This window comes from Bacillus sp. Root131 (assembly GCF_001429475.1).
Taxonomy (GTDB): domain Bacteria; phylum Bacillota; class Bacilli; order Bacillales; family Bacillaceae_G; genus Bacillus_A; species Bacillus_A thuringiensis_S.
The window spans coordinates 1-14,143 of record NZ_LMJQ01000023.1 but is presented as its reverse complement, the minus strand read 5'-3'; the positions used below and the strand labels follow the sequence as shown (position 1 = coordinate 14,143).

Genomic DNA, 14,143 nt, shown 5'->3' with positions numbered 1-14,143 from the left:
AGACTCTACTTTATCAAGCATGTTTTAATTTTATACTCTTGTTCTACTCTAACTAACAAGAATATTACTGAAAAACTTATAATACTATTATACCATAAGTTTTCTATTTTGTCAACTACCTACCTTTTCACCCTATATTGGTTTAGGAAGAAGGCTTAATTCTGTTTTAAGTAAAGGATTTATGAAGTCTTACTTTACTTTTTATCAAAACATTCCTTCTTATTCTCTTTTATCCTTATCCTGTTTCAATTTCTATTCGTTTCATTGTATTCAAAGCTTTAAAAGTAACTTTGTTCTCTATAAGTTAAGATTTGTTTTCTTAACTATCATCTTTAACTATCTAACTTTCATTCTAGTTATTTATACATTCAGCTTACTCTATCTAACTTTAAGAGTAGTTACACTAACATTCAGCTTCATCTACCTAACTTTCAGACTTGTTGCCTATTCTTTCAGATAAGTTATTTATTCATTCAGACTCGTTACTATAACTTTCAGACCCGTCACTCTAACTTTAAGATTGGTCACCTATTCTTTCAGATTCGTTACTATAAAATTCAGCTTTGTTATACTAACGTTCATCTTTAACTCTATAACTTTCAGATTTGTCTCTTCAACTATCATCTTTGACTATTAAACTATCAGATTTGTTCTATAAAATATACGTCCTGACTACTAAAGATGTTGCTTTGTCTCCTATTCTATTATTCTTGTTCTATATACTATCAGTCCTAACTACACTACCCCTTTCTAGATAAGTTTTAAGAATGAAAACTCACTGAATTTAGCCTGTTTACTTGCTATTCTATACACTCTTTTTCTCTATCTTGTTCGTTCCTACCCCTATTTAGATTGAAACTGGATTTCTATCGTTTACTTTTACTTACCTTACCTTTCTACCTATCTGTTCCATTAGACTATATTGGTTACAAATTGTAGTTAAAGGATACTTTTAGTGATTAAATCCCGTTCTACTGGTTTTACCTATCTTTTATTAGGGTAACAACCTTTTCTTTTATAGACACACATAGAAAAGAAGGGTTGGATTGAAATATATGGAGTCTTAGGTGGTTTTAGTGGAGAAATTACTCTTTGTTTATCTTACATATACTTTTATATTATTCTATAACTCTAGTGTTTACTTTTTCTTACCTTATACTATCCTTTTAAACGTAAAAAGAGAGCAACCGATATTTGCAGTCACCCTCTTTATCTACAAGTTTCTTATTAACTTCTTCTAGCTTGTTTACCTTAGTTTGCTGATGTAACTTTACCCATTTTCTCTAATCTTTCTAGTTCTAACATTTCTCTAATGCGTTTTACTTCTACCTTTCTACGGAATAGATTGAATGTAGAGAACACGATTACAGATAACAGTCCATAAGCTACAATAGGTGATAACACCCATAAACCATATTCAGTGAAGTAACCCAATTTCGTCTGAATGACCGCTACTGTAAAGTAAGAAGCACCCATTGTAAGTATCATTGATATAATGAAGTTTGCCCACAACCAAAATTGAAAGATTAACGTTTCCCCATCAATCTGTTCCTTTGTTACTGACGACTTTGCTCTCACTACATAATCAAAATACTTGAAAACTGCGTTTACTATAAACATCTAAACCATCCCTTTCTTATTTGAGGTTCTACCCCTAGATTCAATTGATTTATAGGAAGGGTTGGCGGTTACACCAACCACTTATTTTTCCTAATGTAATAGTTTAACTGTATTATCCTCTGCCACTGTCTCTTCGTCTGTAACTTCTTCTTGTTGTTTATTTTGGAATTGTGATAAGTCTTTATAAGGAACAACGAATTTTGCGATAAACTCTGCACCCATATGTACAGTTACTTTATCTAAATCAACTTTATCGTCTATGCTACCGTTTTCCTTACTTAACTCAATTAGATAATCTCTTGCTTTAATTTGCTCTACTTCTTCCTCTTCTACCCCTAATTCTTCTGACAATAAAGCCATCGCAATTGCACAACGGATAGTTGAGTGGAAAGCCATGTTCATTTCTTCGAATACTTTGTTTTCTACTAAGTAAACTGTATCACTGTATAAAGGTACTACATAGTCTGCATGGGTTTTGATTACTTTATCCGAAGAAATTTCATGGACAACCATTTTAGACCCGACTTGACTTTGTAACGTTCCAACAAGTACCATATAGGACTGAACCTCTTCTGCATACACCATGACTAGTACAAGTTGACCTAGTGAATACTGATGGTTTAAACCATCTTGTTTATGTTGCTCTGTAATCATATTGTATTCCTTCTTTCTTATCTCTTATTAACTTACTTATATTATACCATAAGTTAACGTATTTGTCAAACATGTTCTTTACTTTTTGAAGTAGTCTTTTAAAATTTCTTCACCAGTTTTTAAAATTAATTTCCTACCAATACTCAATCCTGCTAACTTAACCTGTAATTTGTCGTTCTCATAGATATTTTTCTCAGTTGGTTTGAAATGCTCAGGTCTTTTTAACTTCGAATTATCGAATACCCCTATAACTGCACCTACTTGATACTTGTCTTGCTTCTCTAAATACTGTTCTTCTAATACGTATTGCTTGCTCTTCACAATTGGAATGATGTCTTCATAAGAAAACTCGTCGTATACTCCACTTGGGAGCGAGACTAACACCATGTCTTGCTCAAGAATCTCGTCTACTCTTCCTTTAAGAAACCCAAATCGAGTTTTGGCATATACGTTTCCATTTACCTTTGTTAATTTCTTAATCATTGCTAAATCTTGATTCTCCATTTCATCATAACTCCAGTTAGTGATGTTTTTAAATCGTTTGTGTAGAATTATCTTCGTCTATAGCTGTCGTTTATAAAGGAAAATAACTCTATTCAAATGACTTACCTATTTAGTTTTGAAATGAAGGATAATTACTTGCTTTTATTCCGTAAAACAAAAGAAAGAGGAAATTTTAGTTTCTTCCTCTTTCTCTACGGTTGATTACTCATTCTTGTCTATAACACTTTTGATATGCTTTTCAAGATTAAGGAAACAATGCTGATGTACCAAGTCACCTGATAGTATCTTTGTTTCATGCAAGTTACCTTCTACTTGTAAGATAGGCTCGTCTTTACCATTCTTATGTTTAATATAACTTTCTAAATAAAATACTTCCCCTTCTGGTCTTATATCTACTTCATATAACTCATCTGCAAGAATCTCCATTGTTTCTGAAATGTGGTATTCTGACATATCTACTGTCTCTTGAAACTGTGGAGACAAAGCCATAAGATATACCGTCTCACCTTCTACCTTTTGAATATACCCCTCACCTAGTAAACCCTTTACATTGAATATGACTGGTCTGCTTCTATCCATCCGTCTACCTCCTATAAGCCTAATCTACTTCTCTGAATCTTGTCTACTTCTTCATAGACCTTCTTACCCCATTCAATATCTTTCACACGCTCTAACCCTATTACTCGTTCACGTAGTAAGAATAAGTTTATGTATACATCCTCACCCCTCATAAGTTTAATATTTTGGGCTTCTTTGTCTTCCTTCCTAATATGCTTTGTTTCTCCTAGTTCTGTACTACGAATGTAACTACCTAACACTAAATAGCCATCTTCTTGTATAACATCTAACTCATATAGTTTATCCTTTTTAATCTCAATTGTATCTACTACAGGTATATCAATTAATGTAACAGAGTTAGGATTATAGGCGTCTAGAATACGAATACTTAAAGTTTCTCCTTTCACTTCTACTATGTAACCTAATGCAACTAATCCGTCTTTATTAAATATAACTGGTCTTCTATTGTTCATTTTAATCTCTCCTCATAAGAAAACCCGACTGCTTTTTACAATCGGGTCTTTTTAGTTATCCATTACTTTTGAAGTGCTACTCCTAGTTGCTTCTCCATTATTCGTAAGATTGTACTTCCTTTACGACTTGTCCAGTAGAAACCACCATTATAATGACCTGTTGACTTGTCAAATACCTGCTCTTTACGTTGTAAGCCACTATCATCAATTAGCTTTTCAGTTTGTTGTTTATTACTTCTTTCATGTGTTCTGTGACCAATACCGATAATCTTTTCTTTGATATTTGGGTCTTGCATACTTTCTCTGTATAAGATTTCTTTTGATAAGTAATAACGGTCAGGATTAATAACGATAATTTGGTCTACATGAAACTTGTAAGGGTCGTTTCCTACTCGGATATATACGTTTTGCCCATCTACTTGCTGAACATATCCTAAAATTACCCCTTCTCGAATATTAACGAATACTTGTTGGTTCGTTTGTAATGTCATTATTGTTTACCTCTTTCTCTTCTGTAGTTTGTTGTCGCTTATTTTCATTGTAAGAGTACGTTATGCTTTTACCTTCTACTTTCTCGTCTTTTACAATATAATCGCTGTCTTTCAAGGATAGACTCATCATATCGTAGAAAGAAGTCCACTCATTATTGAAATACTCTTCTGCTAATGCTTTTAGTTGGCTTACAGTTTTAGGTTCAGAACCTCTTAAAACTCCTTCTAAAAATGCGACAACTTCCTTACTAGGAATTCGTTTACTCTTCATGACATTCTTCTTACGTCCCTTTTTCTGCTTTTCTTTCTTAGTAGTGTTTTTCTTGTTAAAAGCCTTCGTTTTAGCTACCTCATTCTCTTCCTTATCTCGTTTAACCTTTAGTCTAGATAAACCCTCAGATATACTACGAAGACGCTCTCTTGTTATAGGTGGTTCAACCTTCTCTTTAGGAGAGTTTATACTGTCTGTATGTTCTGTAACTGATGCTTCTACTCCGTTTTCAAGAAAGGATTCAGTGTCTGTTGTATATGTGCTTACACCTTTTCTTACTCTAGTTTCTATTACTTGCTCTTGCTTCTCTCTTCCTTCTACTCTAGCAACCTGCAAATCTACATGACTTGTAATTTCCTTTTGCGGTTCCTTTATCTCTTTACCAGTGTCCGATAGAGTTAATTGTTGCTTACTTAACTCATGTAGCCTTTCTTCCCTTTTCTCTTCCCTTCTAATCTTTTCATCCCGTTCATCTAATTCTCTTAAACGGTTTAGAAGTTCTCCTTGCCTTGTCTGGTTGAAATGACGCATTTCTAAATACATCTTTCTATCCTCAGCCTGTTGCTCTCGTAAACTATCCAACTCCTGTTTTATTGCCATTCTCTCGTTCAACCTATTTACCTCCCTAACATCTAAATAACAATATATCTATATTATAACATAAGTTTCTTATTTTGTCAACTATTGGACTTTTCACCTACTATATACATATAGAAAACATACCAGTTTTATCATTTAATGAAATTAGTTGGATATAATACGTAAATTAAGACAAAAAGAAAGGTACAGTTTATTAACTGTACCTTTTGTTTACTACCCCTATAATCTTTCTTTCACATATGATTCAAAGTCTAAAGAATCACCTTGAAATGGTTCTAAGAGAATAGGCTCATCGTTTGATGTATCCATATCTTTAGACTCTAGTACAAAGAAAGTATTCTCTTTACCTTGTGTTAGTTTATCTACTTGTTTGTAGTACATTTCCATTAATAAAATAAAGTGACCTTCTTGGTTTCTTTTAAAGCCTACTACAGACAGATATAACCTTTCTTTAATTCTCGAAACAAAAGGAATGTTCGGTTTTAACTCTCCTGACTCTTGAATCTCAATGTATCCAAATGCATACTCGCTTTGTTTAAAGGGTACATGTAGTTGTTTTGTTCTCATAATACCTGTCTCCTTATATGATAGTTTCGTGTAATTATACTAAAATTTCAATTTTATGATTTGTTTGTACATCTACTGCTTAGTCCCTTGGGTTTCCTTCAAAAACTAATTGCTGTTTTACGTAGTTTAAGAATGTTTCACTGTCTCCTACGAAATCAGGCAACACGATATAGCCTTTCCTTACATCTTCTTCTGTAATATGAGTTGAGTTTAATAGATAATAAGAAACATTCCCATAATCTTGTTTCTCTACTAATAAATAAAAGTCGTAATCATCTGTTCTATGGTAAGAAACTACCCCTAAACTTGTACTAGCTTCTACTTGTGTAAGGAAAGGCATGTTTGGGATATACGTATGGTCGTTTGATACTACTGTTACAAATCCTGCTACGAAATGTTTGTCTCCATGTTGTACTCGTACTTCTAAATTGATGTTGTTGTTTTGTTCGAAATCCATTGCCATTTGTTTCTCCTACTTTCTATGTATGTTTAGTTAGGGAAGAAAGCGAAATCCTTACAGGAATCGCTAACTACCCCTATTGATTAAAAGTTTCTTCTTCCATCCTCTACAACACTTGCCACTAAATCACTGAAGTCTTCAATTGTAAGATTAGTCGGTTCTAATGTATAAGGTGTATTCATCTTCTTATGGGAGTCTACTAAGTACCACTCAGCTGAATTAAATACATAATGTTTTGCTTGACCTGTTTTATTGTTTGCTACTGTAATGTACAATAACAAACTATCTTCTCCATATGCAAATGAACCCTTTAAGAAAGCTGTACTGCCGTCATCTAAGTCTATAATAGAGTCCAACCCATAATGCAAACTACGAGTCTCAGGACTGAAAAATAAATTACCTACTATTAAATTTCTATCATTAAAGTTTACTTCTAACAATTGCTGTCTAAACATGTAAATCCCCCATTCCTTCAAAACCAAAACATTGAGTCGGTTCTGATTCTTTGTCTTCTTTCTCAAAGTATTGTGTTGCTAATTTATTAAAGCCCACATACCCCTCTTTGAATTCTTTCAGCATATAATATTTTCGACTTCCTAACTCTGTCTTTCTCCATTGATACGTGTCTAATACATAACATTTTGAAGTCTTACTTAATTCATCTTTAACTTCTAGTAAGATTAAATAGTTATCTTCTGTAATTTGTTGTTTACTTTGGAGGATACACGTCTTACTTGTAGTTAACACTTGACTTTTTGGAATATCATAAATGAGTTCTTCTGCTCTAGGTGTAACATCTAACGTTCCTACCTTAAAAGTAGATGGTTTTCCATTCACTTCTACCTCTAATACTAAATCTTGAATGAAGTATAAACTAAGCATTATCAGTTACTCTCCTATCATATACTTATCAATGATTTTTCCGAAGTTTGTTAATCCTTCTTCTACTCGTCTTAATAAGTATCGACCTGTTCGTAAGGACTGTCTAGAGTCATAGATGTAATATCGTTCGTCTTCCGTATGAAAATCGAATACAGTAAACACAACAAGAATTTCTCCGTTCTCTAACTCTTGGAAACCTACGATGTTTGAAAGTTTTCCTGCATCAGCATCTTCTTTTACAAGGAAAAGTGTAGTTTGACCATCTTGTTTGATATACTGCATTGTACCAATTTCTACAAACTCTTTCTCCCAACTATATCCTTGAATAGCTAAGTCTAATTGAATAATCATAGTCTTAACCCCTCAATTCTTTCTTGATATTCAATTACTCGTTGTTTCAGTAAATCTGTAAATAAAACATAATCCATATTCGTTTCTCTTAATTCATATACTTCTTTCTCCCACTCTTTACCTTTTCTCCATGTTTCGGTATCAAATAAGAAGTTTTGAGATTGTCTTGTTTCTCTATCAAAAATTTTTACCATGAAAATAGAACTACTGTCTGGTAAATTTAATTCTCCTACAATAGAAGACATTTTGTTTCCTTTATTGATATTTCATTCTAATCCATGAGTAACGAGTCCTGTATGTGTAACGAACAATTCTCCTAATTGGAATACTGTTCCGTCTTGTAAGTTTGCTACGATTTTCTGTTTAAACATTTGAATACCCCTTTCTAAAATAAAGGGTAACTTTGATGGCTACCCCTGTTTGTATACTTGTTTATAGACGAGAACCTACTAATTGATGGAACTCTTTGTATCCGCCTTCGAATTTAGGTAATTCATATGGTTTTGTAAAACTACCGTTTTCTCCGAACTCACGAATGTCTAGTAAGAATAATTCACCGTCTTCATCTGTAAATGCTTCCAGTAGTAATAGGTAATCCGCAAAGTCTACATATTGTAACCCTACAATCATGATTTGACCAGTTTCACCAAAATCTTGTGATTGTGGGATTGTAAATGAAGTTCCTCCATGTAAATGATTATGTAATGTACCTACTTCAACAGTTTGACCACTGTATTGAATTGTTAATTTTGTTTGTTCCATTCTAATCTCTCCCTTTTCTCTTTAACTTATATTCTATTATAACATAAGGTTTTAATTTTGTCAACTACCGATTAACTTCACCTAATTTGTAGCTGACCTCTCTTTAACTTATATACTCATTATAACATAAAGTTCTGTATTTGTCAAACATCATTCTTTTTCTTCTATTATATAGTATAGGAAAGACTATAGTTTCATTATTTAAAAGAGATACATAAAGGTTAAACTATATTTAAGACAAAACAAAAACCACGGTTTCTTATTCCGTGGCTCTGTCTTACTACCCCAAATCAAACTTTCTTGCTACTACGTAACCATTTTCTATGTCTTTTTTCTTTAAATTCTTGGACAGTAAAGCAAATTGTTGTCGTTTAGGATATACACAATCATATTTTGAATACTCTAATCTACTTATTAATATTTCATATGAACTACTTCGTACTACATAATCATCTACCAGTAGAAGGGTTTGATTGTCTATTTGTTTTTGGTTTGGTGTACAAGGATGACCTAGTATTTTATCGTTTTGTACTGTTACTCTAATAAATCCGAAGGTGTGATAAGTTTTACCATATGGAATCCTTACTTCTATATCTTTATACATGTTTACTACCCCTTTTATCTTAATACAAGTTTCATTCTTACGTCTTCTACGATATTATGGAAGTCTTTTAATGTACCTTCAAATAAATCTAGGTAACATGTATTGTTACCTTCTTTTTCACATGTCTTCGTATCTAATAAATAAAAGTTCTCTTGTGTATCTTTGTTTTCATTATAAACAATTGTAGTTACATGTAATAAAATAATATATCTTTTAAAACCTAAATTCACATACCCCTCAATTTGTGCATTCATTTCCTCGGTAGGTTTTGTTAAAATAGTCGGTTTTACTTTACTTTGTTCGTAAGGGATTTGTGGTCTTTCAAAGTTACCTTTACTATCCTGTTTTATACTACCTACCTCAAAGTTTCCTATTGGTGTTTTCACTATTAACATAACATCATTCTGTTTCATTCTATCGACTCCTTAAAAATTTGATTAACTTGAAACATACACGACTACTCAATCGTTCGCATATAGTTACTTAAATTTTTACTCGTAGCGGCGTACTTATACCTATTAGTCTATTAATCTAGTGAATGGTTCAAAATAGGCTAAAATCGTGGTTTACTAAGTGTATGAATTGTCTGTAGTAAAGAAAAATACCCCTAAGAAGAGGTATTTTCGTTTGTTTTACTAGATTTCTTCCAATTGGTCTAAGTTAAAAGCTTCTCTTGGCATAAGTACAAATACCTTATCTGTTTCCGGTCTAATTTCTCGTTCCTTTAATTCTTTTCCTGTTAAAGATACATGATTCCATGTTACTTTTCTTGGCTCTAATGTATCTCGTAAACAAACAACCTCTACTTTTATTAAACCAAACTCTTCACCTATCTGTTTTATTGTGAAAGAATCATCTTGTACTGCCAATACTTTTCGAACTACTTGTTTGTCTCCGAATAATTTTTGTTCTACTAAGTAATTCTTAGTGTCTTCAATTTCTATTAACTTACTCTTTGGTACAGAGGGTCTTCCTGCATAACAAAATACTGTTGGATAGTCATTGTTTAATCCGTAAACTTCTGCTAAATACTGACTTTTATCACAAGTTACAATAGACTTGTTAACTGTTCCTACTATATTTGCTAACTTTTCTTCCCCTAACCCGTATGTTTCTGCAAACTTTTTCGCTTTCTCAATTTCTTTGTTTGTGAACTCCATTTCTATTCCCTCCAGTCTTTATCTTACCTTATCTCACCTCATACTCAAATATCCAACTACCATGATACATCTTTGGCTTACGACTTCTTGTATGTACCGCTACTTGGTTTCCTTCATTTAATTCTAAATACTCAAATGCTTTTCGTAATTCTACGAACTTATCATGACTTCCACCGTTTAAATCAGGGTGGGCTTTCTTTGCTAGTTTACGATATTGTTTCTTTAAGTCTTCTTTCGTATAATTGATAGGAACTCCCATAATTCTTATTGCTTTTTCGTAATCCACTGTCTATCTACCCCTTATTCTTGAATTAAATAACCATGCTGTTTAATGAATGAATTTAGTTCATCCTCTTGAACTGCCATGTGCCATATCGGACTTAAAGGGTTTGGATAATGAATACATGTTGTTCCTTCTTTAAAACTTACGTAAACAGTAACAACTTGTTCACTATATACCCCTTTACATTTGACTGCTCCTTGTGGTATCTCTTCTTCATTCCAATAAAGAGATTCTTCTATTATACGGTCTCCATAACTAGTATTGATATAAACGCACTCTTCTTCAATTACATGGAGAGATTGTAGGTTTATTTGTAATAACTTTACCCAATCTACAAATTTATTTGGATTAGATAGTTTGTTTAATACTTTACCTTTGTCTGACCATACAGTAATCTTTTTCTCTCCTGTATAGGTTTTAGGAAAAATAACAGAAACAAAAATTGACATCGTTTAACCCCCTTATTTTGACATTTCCTCTTGTATTTCTTCTAAATTTAAATCAAACCGTTTTGCTGTTTCTTCTAGCAACCACTGACTTTCTTTATAGGTTTGTTTTGTTAAGCCACGCATTGAATTGACTTCTTTTGTACCTCTTATTGTATTCCATAATAACTCTGTAACTAGTTTCTCATTTGATAATGCCACAATTTCAGATTTCTTCATCTGTAACACTCCTAACCTTTATAAGTTTTCGCTATCATACTCCCTTGTTTGGTTTCTGATAGCGAACTCCTACCCCTTATTGAACTTTTGCTATATAACCATTGTAAGAAATGAAGTCTCGTACTGATACGTTTGGTACGACTAATTGTCTTGCTAGGGACAAAATCGGTACATATATGTATGAAATTAAATCTTGATTGACGACATATGCTTCTACTACGTTTGCACCTAATACCGTACAACACTTAATTGCACCTTGCGGTACTTCTGATAGACTAGAGAAACCACGCTCAAAGATTTGATGGTTTGACTGCCATGTAGCGGTGTGAAACTGTGCTTCTTTGATTTCACTTAATTTCGTTGGACGAATACCAAATAACTTACACCAGTTCTTAAATAAGTCTTCACCCATAAACTGATTCGTTACTAAATTATTTACTCGAATTTGATACACTTGATTACTTTTTAATGCGGGTTGGTTGTTTGACATCATAATTTGAATCACTTTCATACCCTCTTTCCTCTATTTGAACTCTATTCTATATTTCTGTTTACTTACCTTCTGTACAATAGAAAAGAGAAAGACATCAATTGCCCTTCTCTTCTTAACTTATTTCTATTATACCATAATGTTCACTATTTGTCAAATATGTTTGACTTTACTTAAACTCTCCTAAATAACGTACTTTCTGAAACTCTTGTAACCGAGTTCTTACAATACCTAACGAGTATAAGTCATCTATGTTTGTTGGTTTAAAGATAATGGTTTTACCTTTAGAATTCATAATATAACAATAAAAGATACTTTCATTACCCCTGTCTATCGCATAGCATTTATTGTATCTAATAGAGATAGGTACTTCTTCTATATCTTCAAAGGTTACAATTGCAAACTCTTTTGTTTTTGCTTTTTCTTCCTTATATACATCTGTTACTTCTTCAAATAAATCCAACCAGTTCTCTATCTTATCCCATGTTCTTTCTCCAAGAAATTTACGAGTCAAATGATAGTAGGTTTGGTCTTCTTCAAACGCATTGTAGTTCTTTGTAAAGAATGTATACTCCGTCATATTCATTTTCAGTTTGAATTCATGCTCAACTTCCAATTCTGTAAGATTCATCAGTCCATTGTAACATTCTTTACAATATCTCTTTTCCTTATACCAGTTTGTACACTTTTTATGGATGAGTTTATCTTCTCTATGAAATACCCCATCGCATCTGAACATATCTTTCGGTGTTTCGCTACTGTCTTGCTTTTCTACAGAAGGTTTATTACAATCATAACAGACAGGTAACTCTAACCAACCTGTAGTAATAAGCGTATGCCCGTCTTCTGTTTTAGTACGACCACCTAGCCGAAACTTACCGATATCAGGGTTTGCATAATCTACTTCATAGAATGTAAGACACTCGTTTGTATTCTCTACATATAAGTCTATAAATTCGTTTGCATATACCCCTACTGCACCTCGTACTTTTTCTAAACCACTTGGTACTTCTTTGAAAGAGTTAACAATTACTCTTTTTAATTCCTTGTTACCTATATAAACAATCTTTAATCCATTCACTAAAGTAGGATACTCGGTAAATCTTGTCAGTTTCACATCAAAATAATTACACCATCTTAATAACTCATTCTTAGAATGGAATACAAAGGCACGACTACCGTCTGAATAGTATGTTTGGCAAGCATAGGGATGTTCTCCGTAGTAAGGCTTTTCTACAATAGTTACTTTGATTCTGTTTTCTTTTAACATACGAACTACCCCTTATTTGAACTTACCAACGAATGGTGTTTGATAGAAAGGTTCTAGTTGTTTTCTATCTACATTTGCTGATACCATGTCTTTTGGATTCGTTGGTCTAAAAATAATGGTAGAATAATCCGTCTTTATCATATAACAATAGAAAATTGTATCTATATTCTTGTCTATTGCGTGACACTTTAGGTTTAAAGCGAGTTTAGGTACGTCTTTGATATCATCGAATGTTACAATTCGGAAATACTGTAAACGTAACGGGTTTTCTTTGTATACCTCTAAATCTAGCCCAATCAAGTTACACCAATCTTGCATACGATGTTCACTTGCAAACGATGCGTATAAATGATGGAATGCTTGGTCTTCTTTAAACATATCAAACTCTTTTGTGACTAAGTCAAACTGATGAGAATCATACTTTGGTCTATGCGTGTATTGTACCGTTAACTCTGTACAACGTTTTAAGTTACCATAACATTCCTTACAATACCAATCTTCATCATAGTAGTTTAAGCAATTATGATGGATAAGCCTACTTTCTTCGTGAAATATACCCTCACACCAAACCATGTCTCCTGGTGTTTCTACTTCACTATATCTTTCTTTTGCCGGTTTCTTACAATCAAAACATAAATCTTCTTCTTGTACTAATTCGTCTGTCATCTTGACGTACCTCTTTTCCTTTAGATTCAATTGGTTTATAAATTATTATATTTAACGAATGGAACTTTTCTTCTTCCTTCTTCGTCTTGATTTTCTTACAAAGTAGAATGAACCATACCTCTCTCTAAACTCAAAATAACCACCTTCTGTTTTATTATAAGTTTTTATATCTGCTAGAAGAATTGGTTTTGTAATATGAATTACATCACCTTCTACATGAATATACATGTCTACAATGCTAGAACCTTTTGTACCCCTAATGTGTACTTTTCCTTTTGGGTCAAAGTCACTGTAGTCTACATGATTAATCTTTACTGTTCTGTTTGTTTTGTGCATAACTTCTTTCGCTACACTGTTTTCTTCAACAACTACCCCTTCGTCTAGTACCATTCCCGTCTTCTTACAGAATTTGTCTAATACTGATTTTGAATTGAAATAAGCAATCTGTTCTCCTGTTTCATCTAGTAATTGGATTGTTCTAACTACAGAACAGTCTTTGTTATACCGAATTTCTACGTTTAACATAGCTAACTACCCCTTATTAATAGTTTAAATCTTCTTTTGTGCGGAACTCTTCAACGTCAGATTCGTTTACCCATTCGTCTTTTGCGAATAACTTATACGATTCTCCATTATTTGTTTTATTAATAGTTTAAATCTTCTTTTGTGCGGAACTCTTCAACGTCAGATTCGTTTACCCATTCGTCTTTTGCGAATAACTTATACGATTCTCCATTATTTGTTTTATTAATAGTTTAAATCTTCTTTTGTGCGGAACTCTTCAACGTCAGATTCGTTTACCCATTCGTCTT

The 14,143-nt window shown here is 32.8% G+C and carries 24 protein-coding genes; all 24 read right to left on the bottom strand.

The genetic code is table 11. From position 1 onward, the window contains the following. Positions 1-1,251: 1,251 nt before the first annotated feature. The 24 genes from ASE54_RS24525 to ASE54_RS24410 all read right to left on the bottom strand — a co-directional run bounded on the left by ASE54_RS24525 (position 1,252) and on the right by ASE54_RS24410 (position 13,856). Positions 1,252-1,620 carry a hypothetical protein gene (locus ASE54_RS24525; protein WP_000471216.1) on the bottom strand — a complete coding sequence of 123 codons (369 nt, stop codon included), beginning with the start codon at positions 1,618-1,620 and terminating at the stop codon, positions 1,252-1,254. A gap of 90 nt (positions 1,621-1,710) precedes the next feature. After that, on the bottom strand, positions 1,711-2,274 hold the full coding sequence (locus ASE54_RS24520) for a hypothetical protein (RefSeq protein ID WP_000627332.1): 564 nt from the start codon (positions 2,272-2,274) through the stop codon (positions 1,711-1,713). Positions 2,275-2,352: 78 nt separating this feature from the next. Next, a complete protein-coding gene (locus tag ASE54_RS24515; RefSeq protein ID WP_000431200.1) occupies positions 2,353-2,778 on the bottom strand; it encodes a hypothetical protein in 426 nt (141 codons plus the stop codon). A 201-nt stretch (positions 2,779-2,979) separates the two neighbouring features. Next, complete coding sequence (locus ASE54_RS24510) at positions 2,980-3,357, bottom strand: hypothetical protein (RefSeq protein ID WP_000376174.1); 378 nt, start codon at positions 3,355-3,357, stop codon at positions 2,980-2,982. A gap of 11 nt (positions 3,358-3,368) precedes the next feature. Next, positions 3,369-3,809, bottom strand: coding sequence for a hypothetical protein (locus ASE54_RS24505; protein WP_001065341.1), 441 nt, complete (start codon positions 3,807-3,809; stop codon positions 3,369-3,371). Positions 3,810-3,871: 62 nt separating this feature from the next. Further along, on the bottom strand, positions 3,872-4,300 hold the full coding sequence (locus ASE54_RS37250; RefSeq protein WP_000175093.1) for a hypothetical protein: 429 nt from the start codon (positions 4,298-4,300) through the stop codon (positions 3,872-3,874). After that, complete coding sequence (locus tag ASE54_RS24495; RefSeq protein WP_001005745.1) at positions 4,266-5,183, bottom strand: hypothetical protein; 918 nt, start codon at positions 5,181-5,183, stop codon at positions 4,266-4,268. Before ASE54_RS24495 ends, ASE54_RS37250 begins: the two co-directional genes overlap by 35 nt. 207 nt (positions 5,184-5,390) lie before the next feature. Further along, a complete protein-coding gene (locus ASE54_RS24490) occupies positions 5,391-5,738 on the bottom strand; it encodes a hypothetical protein (protein ID WP_001259368.1) in 348 nt (115 codons plus the stop codon). A 79-nt stretch (positions 5,739-5,817) separates the two neighbouring features. Next, entirely contained in the window at positions 5,818-6,201 is a 384-nt protein-coding gene (locus tag ASE54_RS24485) for a hypothetical protein (protein WP_001240495.1), read from the bottom strand. An 80-nt stretch (positions 6,202-6,281) separates the two neighbouring features. Then, positions 6,282-6,653: a hypothetical protein gene (locus tag ASE54_RS24480; RefSeq protein WP_000489692.1), complete on the bottom strand. Its 372-nt coding sequence runs from the start codon at positions 6,651-6,653 to the stop codon at positions 6,282-6,284. Further along, positions 6,646-7,080 carry a hypothetical protein gene (locus ASE54_RS24475; RefSeq protein ID WP_000950343.1) on the bottom strand — a complete coding sequence of 145 codons (435 nt, stop codon included), beginning with the start codon at positions 7,078-7,080 and terminating at the stop codon, positions 6,646-6,648. Before ASE54_RS24475 ends, ASE54_RS24480 begins: the two co-directional genes overlap by 8 nt. Before the next feature lie 6 nt (positions 7,081-7,086). Next, the gene (locus ASE54_RS24470) at positions 7,087-7,431 is read right to left on the bottom strand and encodes a hypothetical protein (protein WP_000586632.1); all 345 of its coding nucleotides are present in this window, start codon (positions 7,429-7,431) and stop codon (positions 7,087-7,089) included. Further along, a complete protein-coding gene (locus ASE54_RS24465; protein ID WP_000095265.1) occupies positions 7,428-7,676 on the bottom strand; it encodes a hypothetical protein in 249 nt (82 codons plus the stop codon). The genes ASE54_RS24470 and ASE54_RS24465 overlap by 4 nt, the downstream gene beginning before the upstream one ends. 187 nt (positions 7,677-7,863) lie before the next feature. After that, a complete protein-coding gene (locus ASE54_RS24460; RefSeq protein WP_000438380.1) occupies positions 7,864-8,193 on the bottom strand; it encodes a hypothetical protein in 330 nt (109 codons plus the stop codon). Positions 8,194-8,473: 280 nt separating this feature from the next. Next, entirely contained in the window at positions 8,474-8,797 is a 324-nt protein-coding gene (locus ASE54_RS24455; protein ID WP_000276190.1) for a hypothetical protein, read from the bottom strand. A gap of 14 nt (positions 8,798-8,811) precedes the next feature. Continuing rightward, entirely contained in the window at positions 8,812-9,210 is a 399-nt protein-coding gene (locus tag ASE54_RS24450) for a hypothetical protein (RefSeq protein ID WP_000812243.1), read from the bottom strand. Positions 9,211-9,432: 222 nt separating this feature from the next. Continuing rightward, positions 9,433-9,957 (bottom strand): hypothetical protein, encoded by a 525-nt coding sequence (locus ASE54_RS24445; protein ID WP_000397284.1) that lies wholly within the window; start codon positions 9,955-9,957, stop codon positions 9,433-9,435. A gap of 28 nt (positions 9,958-9,985) precedes the next feature. Continuing rightward, positions 9,986-10,243, bottom strand: coding sequence for a DnaJ domain-containing protein (locus ASE54_RS24440; protein ID WP_000384335.1), 258 nt, complete (start codon positions 10,241-10,243; stop codon positions 9,986-9,988). A 14-nt stretch (positions 10,244-10,257) separates the two neighbouring features. Continuing rightward, positions 10,258-10,689, bottom strand: coding sequence for a hypothetical protein (locus ASE54_RS24435; RefSeq protein WP_000021915.1), 432 nt, complete (start codon positions 10,687-10,689; stop codon positions 10,258-10,260). Positions 10,690-10,701: 12 nt separating this feature from the next. Further along, positions 10,702-10,905, bottom strand: coding sequence for a hypothetical protein (locus tag ASE54_RS24430; RefSeq protein ID WP_000747921.1), 204 nt, complete (start codon positions 10,903-10,905; stop codon positions 10,702-10,704). A 76-nt stretch (positions 10,906-10,981) separates the two neighbouring features. Next, entirely contained in the window at positions 10,982-11,416 is a 435-nt protein-coding gene (locus tag ASE54_RS24425) for a hypothetical protein (RefSeq protein ID WP_003299152.1), read from the bottom strand. Positions 11,417-11,564: 148 nt separating this feature from the next. After that, on the bottom strand, positions 11,565-12,665 hold the full coding sequence (locus tag ASE54_RS24420; RefSeq protein WP_000910729.1) for a hypothetical protein: 1,101 nt from the start codon (positions 12,663-12,665) through the stop codon (positions 11,565-11,567). A gap of 12 nt (positions 12,666-12,677) precedes the next feature. Beyond that, positions 12,678-13,331, bottom strand: a complete 654-nt coding sequence (locus ASE54_RS24415; protein WP_000129032.1) for a hypothetical protein — start codon at positions 13,329-13,331, stop codon at positions 12,678-12,680. A gap of 51 nt (positions 13,332-13,382) precedes the next feature. Next, entirely contained in the window at positions 13,383-13,856 is a 474-nt protein-coding gene (locus ASE54_RS24410) for a hypothetical protein (protein ID WP_000935671.1), read from the bottom strand. Positions 13,857-14,143: the final 287 nt, after the last annotated feature.

What these genes read in the sequence shown, in the direction of transcription:
- ASE54_RS24525 (WP_000471216.1), bottom strand. Translation starts at nt 1,620, where the DNA reads ATGTTTATAGTAAACGCAGTTTTCAAGTATTTTGATTATGTAGTGAGA.
- ASE54_RS24520 (WP_000627332.1), bottom strand. Translation starts at nt 2,274, where the DNA reads ATGATTACAGAGCAACATAAACAAGATGGTTTAAACCATCAGTATTCA.
- ASE54_RS24515 (WP_000431200.1), bottom strand. Translation starts at nt 2,778, where the DNA reads ATGGAGAATCAAGATTTAGCAATGATTAAGAAATTAACAAAGGTAAAT.
- ASE54_RS24510 (WP_000376174.1), bottom strand. Translation starts at nt 3,357, where the DNA reads ATGGATAGAAGCAGACCAGTCATATTCAATGTAAAGGGTTTACTAGGT.
- ASE54_RS24505 (WP_001065341.1), bottom strand. Translation starts at nt 3,809, where the DNA reads ATGAACAATAGAAGACCAGTTATATTTAATAAAGACGGATTAGTTGCA.
- ASE54_RS37250 (WP_000175093.1), bottom strand. Translation starts at nt 4,300, where the DNA reads ATGACATTACAAACGAACCAACAAGTATTCGTTAATATTCGAGAAGGG.
- ASE54_RS24490 (WP_001259368.1), bottom strand. Translation starts at nt 5,738, where the DNA reads ATGAGAACAAAACAACTACATGTACCCTTTAAACAAAGCGAGTATGCA.
- ASE54_RS24485 (WP_001240495.1), bottom strand. Translation starts at nt 6,201, where the DNA reads ATGGCAATGGATTTCGAACAAAACAACAACATCAATTTAGAAGTACGA.
- ASE54_RS24480 (WP_000489692.1), bottom strand. Translation starts at nt 6,653, where the DNA reads ATGTTTAGACAGCAATTGTTAGAAGTAAACTTTAATGATAGAAATTTA.
- ASE54_RS24475 (WP_000950343.1), bottom strand. Translation starts at nt 7,080, where the DNA reads ATGCTTAGTTTATACTTCATTCAAGATTTAGTATTAGAGGTAGAAGTG.
- ASE54_RS24470 (WP_000586632.1), bottom strand. Translation starts at nt 7,431, where the DNA reads ATGATTATTCAATTAGACTTAGCTATTCAAGGATATAGTTGGGAGAAA.
- ASE54_RS24465 (WP_000095265.1), bottom strand. Translation starts at nt 7,676, where the DNA reads ATGTCTTCTATTGTAGGAGAATTAAATTTACCAGACAGTAGTTCTATT.
- ASE54_RS24460 (WP_000438380.1), bottom strand. Translation starts at nt 8,193, where the DNA reads ATGGAACAAACAAAATTAACAATTCAATACAGTGGTCAAACTGTTGAA.
- ASE54_RS24455 (WP_000276190.1), bottom strand. Translation starts at nt 8,797, where the DNA reads ATGTATAAAGATATAGAAGTAAGGATTCCATATGGTAAAACTTATCAC.
- ASE54_RS24450 (WP_000812243.1), bottom strand. Translation starts at nt 9,210, where the DNA reads ATGAAACAGAATGATGTTATGTTAATAGTGAAAACACCAATAGGAAAC.
- ASE54_RS24445 (WP_000397284.1), bottom strand. Translation starts at nt 9,957, where the DNA reads ATGGAGTTCACAAACAAAGAAATTGAGAAAGCGAAAAAGTTTGCAGAA.
- ASE54_RS24435 (WP_000021915.1), bottom strand. Translation starts at nt 10,689, where the DNA reads ATGTCAATTTTTGTTTCTGTTATTTTTCCTAAAACCTATACAGGAGAG.
- ASE54_RS24430 (WP_000747921.1), bottom strand. Translation starts at nt 10,905, where the DNA reads ATGAAGAAATCTGAAATTGTGGCATTATCAAATGAGAAACTAGTTACA.
- ASE54_RS24425 (WP_003299152.1), bottom strand. Translation starts at nt 11,416, where the DNA reads ATGAAAGTGATTCAAATTATGATGTCAAACAACCAACCCGCATTAAAA.
- ASE54_RS24420 (WP_000910729.1), bottom strand. Translation starts at nt 12,665, where the DNA reads ATGTTAAAAGAAAACAGAATCAAAGTAACTATTGTAGAAAAGCCTTAC.
- ASE54_RS24415 (WP_000129032.1), bottom strand. Translation starts at nt 13,331, where the DNA reads ATGACAGACGAATTAGTACAAGAAGAAGATTTATGTTTTGATTGTAAG.
- ASE54_RS24410 (WP_000935671.1), bottom strand. Translation starts at nt 13,856, where the DNA reads ATGTTAAACGTAGAAATTCGGTATAACAAAGACTGTTCTGTAGTTAGA.